This is a genomic window from Aquitalea palustris (assembly GCF_003693445.1).
In the GTDB taxonomy this organism is placed as follows: domain Bacteria; phylum Pseudomonadota; class Gammaproteobacteria; order Burkholderiales; family Chromobacteriaceae; genus Aquitalea; species Aquitalea palustris.
Genome location: NZ_RFAR01000015.1, coordinates 1 through 2,613, shown reverse-complemented (window position 1 = coordinate 2,613; position 2,613 = coordinate 1). Strand labels below are relative to the sequence as shown.

3 protein-coding genes are annotated in these 2,613 nt (G+C 63.1%); all 3 read right to left on the bottom strand.

The features are described 5' to 3' along the window. Positions 1 to 70: 70 nt before the first annotated feature. Entirely contained in the window at positions 71 to 1,177 is a 1,107-nt protein-coding gene (locus EAY64_RS05095; protein WP_103523708.1) for a 4-oxalomesaconate tautomerase, read from the bottom strand. A gap of 134 nt (positions 1,178 to 1,311) precedes the next feature. Further along, on the bottom strand, positions 1,312 to 2,091 hold the full coding sequence (locus tag EAY64_RS05090) for an IclR family transcriptional regulator (protein WP_103523707.1): 780 nt from the start codon (positions 2,089 to 2,091) through the stop codon (positions 1,312 to 1,314). Between the two features lie 93 nt (positions 2,092 to 2,184). After that, the coding region (locus tag EAY64_RS05085) for a methyl-accepting chemotaxis protein (protein WP_233566466.1) at positions 2,185 to 2,613 on the bottom strand (429 nt) is incomplete at its 5' end.

Genomic DNA, 2,613 nt, shown 5'->3' with positions numbered 1-2,613 from the left:
TCGATCTGGCGTTTGCGCCAGTCTTCCAGCGCCTTGGGGGCGGTGGTGTAGTGGCCGTGGATGTCGATGATCATGCTTGCTGTCCTTTCCAGATGGCGGAGGGAATCATGACCTCTCCGCGCATGATGAGCCGTGCGGTGCGCAGCAGTGCCGCGCGGATGACGTTTTGCGGGTTGGCCGGATCCAGTTCCAGATCCACCGAGAATTCGCCGGTAGGGTGTTCCACCGATACCAGATGGCGCAGGCCAGACTGCATCTGCGCGATGCCGGCGGTGACCGAGCCTTCCAGTACGCAGGCGGTGCCCACGGTCACCGCCGCCAGCACGCCGATGGCGTCGTGGCAGACGTGCGGAATGAAGCAACGGGTGCTGATGCTGCCGCCATCACGCGGCGCGGCAATCAGACACATCTTGGGATAGGTTTTCTTGCTGACATCGCCCAGGCCCATCAGCTGGCCGCATTGCAGGCGCAGCGCTTCCAGCCGGGTTTTCAGTTCGGTATCGGCATTCAGCTCGGCCACGCTTTCGTAGCCGCTGCGGCCCAGGTCGGCCGCGCGCAGCATCACCAGCGGCATGCCGTTGTCGATACAGGTGATTTCCAGTTCACCCACGCCATCCAGCTGCACCGCGTCCTTCACCTTGCCGGTGGGCAGCAGGCCGGAGCACACCGAACCAGCGGTATCGAGAAAGTTGATGGTGATGGGGGCAGAACTACCGGGCACGCCGTCGATACGGGCCTCGCCGTCGTAGCAAATCTGGCCAGCGGGGGTGTGTACCGTCACGTCGCATTGCATGCCGGTATTGAGCGTGAGCACACGGAAGGTGCTGGTTTCGCCCTGCGCCGTCACCAGGCCGCGCTCCAGCGCGAACGGCACCACCGCCGCCAGCATATTGCCGCAGTTGGGGGTGGTATCCACCGTGTCCTTGTCCGGCTGCAGCTGGGCAAACAGGAAGTCCAGGTCCACACCGGGCTGGCTGCCGCGCGAGATGATGCCAACCTTGCTGGTTAGCGGGTGTGCTCCACCCAGTCCGTCAATCTGGCGGCGGTCGGGCGAGCCCATGACAGCGAGCAGCACACGGTCGCGCAATGCCTGATCCTGCGGCAGGTCGTCTGCCAGGAAGAAAGGCCCGCGTGAAGTACCGCCACGCATGAACAGAGTCGGGATAGAGGTTTGCATGCGAGGATTGTGTTCCCGCGCATGGCATTAAAAAAGAGCACGATCGCTCTAGCAGATATAGCAGTTTGCTATATATTGAGGGCATGAATGGCAATGGCCCGACTGGCGGGCCATCAATAAAAAAACAGCAGGAATCAGGACTTGAAGTAAGGTGACCCGAGCGAGGCCGCACCCAGATCATGCGCAGCATCCTGCAACAGCAGGCCCAGCTCCGGCAGACGCTCAGCCGGAATGCGGCTGGTGGGGCCGGCCAGCGTCACCACGCCCACCACCTGCTGACTTAGCGGATGGATGATGGGCGCAGCCAGCGAGGTCATGCCCGGTTCATAGCTATCCACCGCCACCGCATGACCACGCGTGCGGGTGGCATGCAGCACCGCCAGAAAGGCGGCAATGGTGCGCGGCGCATTCGGGCCGTAGTCATGGCCATTGCCAAAGCCCTGGCGCGCGACAATCTGCAATGCTTGCTCGTCGCTCAGTCGCGACAGCCAGGCCGGGCCGCTAGCCGAACAAAACAGCGGTGGATTGCTGCCCATGTCCGGGTCGTAACGCAGGCCGGAGCGTGCGCCCTGCGCCTTGGCCACAAAGGTGATCAGCTCGTTTTCGATGATGCCCAGCCGTGCCAGTTCGCCCGAGCTGCGCGCCAGGTGTTCCAGAATGGGCTGAGACACATCGGCCACGCCGCTGGTGGACAGGTAAATCAGCCCCAGCGACACCAGCTTGAGCGATAGCTGGTATTCGCCCTTCTCCGCATGCTGGCGCACATAGCCTTGTTCGATCAGCATGGCCAGCAGGCGGTGGGCGCCACTGCGCGGCATGTTGAGGGTGTCGGCAATGACATGCAGCGGCAGTTGCCCGCCATTACGGGCCAGCAATTCCAGAATTGCCAGCGAACGCTCCATACTGCCTGCCATGTCATCTCCCTTGCTGAATATTGTTCCGGATTTGAACACAGTCCATTTTGATCAGCAAGCCGCCTGCCCCGCTCCCGACCGGTGCCGGAGACATTACACCTGGAAGCGGGCGACCGACTGGTGCAGCGCCTCGGTCAATTGCTCCAGCTGCGCCACATGCTGGCACGCCAGCGCAACAGCGTGGCCGGACTCCTCCATCCGCCCGGAAATCTGCTCGATGTTCTGCGCCACGCTATTACTGGCCTGGCTTTGCTCGGTGGTGGCGCTGGCAATGCTGCGTACCTTGTCCAGCGCCAGCGCGGATGCACTATTGATTTGCTGCAGTGCCTCGCCAGCCTGTGCTGCCATGTCCACCCCCATGGCCACTTGCGGTGCCATGGCCTGCATGCCCTGCACCACAGCGGCGGTATCGGCATGCACCGCCTGCACCGTGCTGGCTATCTGTGCGGTGGCGGTGCTGGTGCGCTCGGCCAGCTTGCGTACTTCGTCGGCCACCACGGCAAAGCCACGGCCCTGCTCGCC

Bases quoted from the DNA above. Each gene is read 5' to 3' on its own strand.
- EAY64_RS05095 (WP_103523708.1), bottom strand. From the start codon at position 1,177: ATGCAAACCTCTATCCCGACTCTGTTCATGCGTGGCGGTACTTCACGC.
- EAY64_RS05090 (WP_103523707.1), bottom strand. From the start codon at position 2,091: ATGGCAGGCAGTATGGAGCGTTCGCTGGCAATTCTGGAATTGCTGGCC.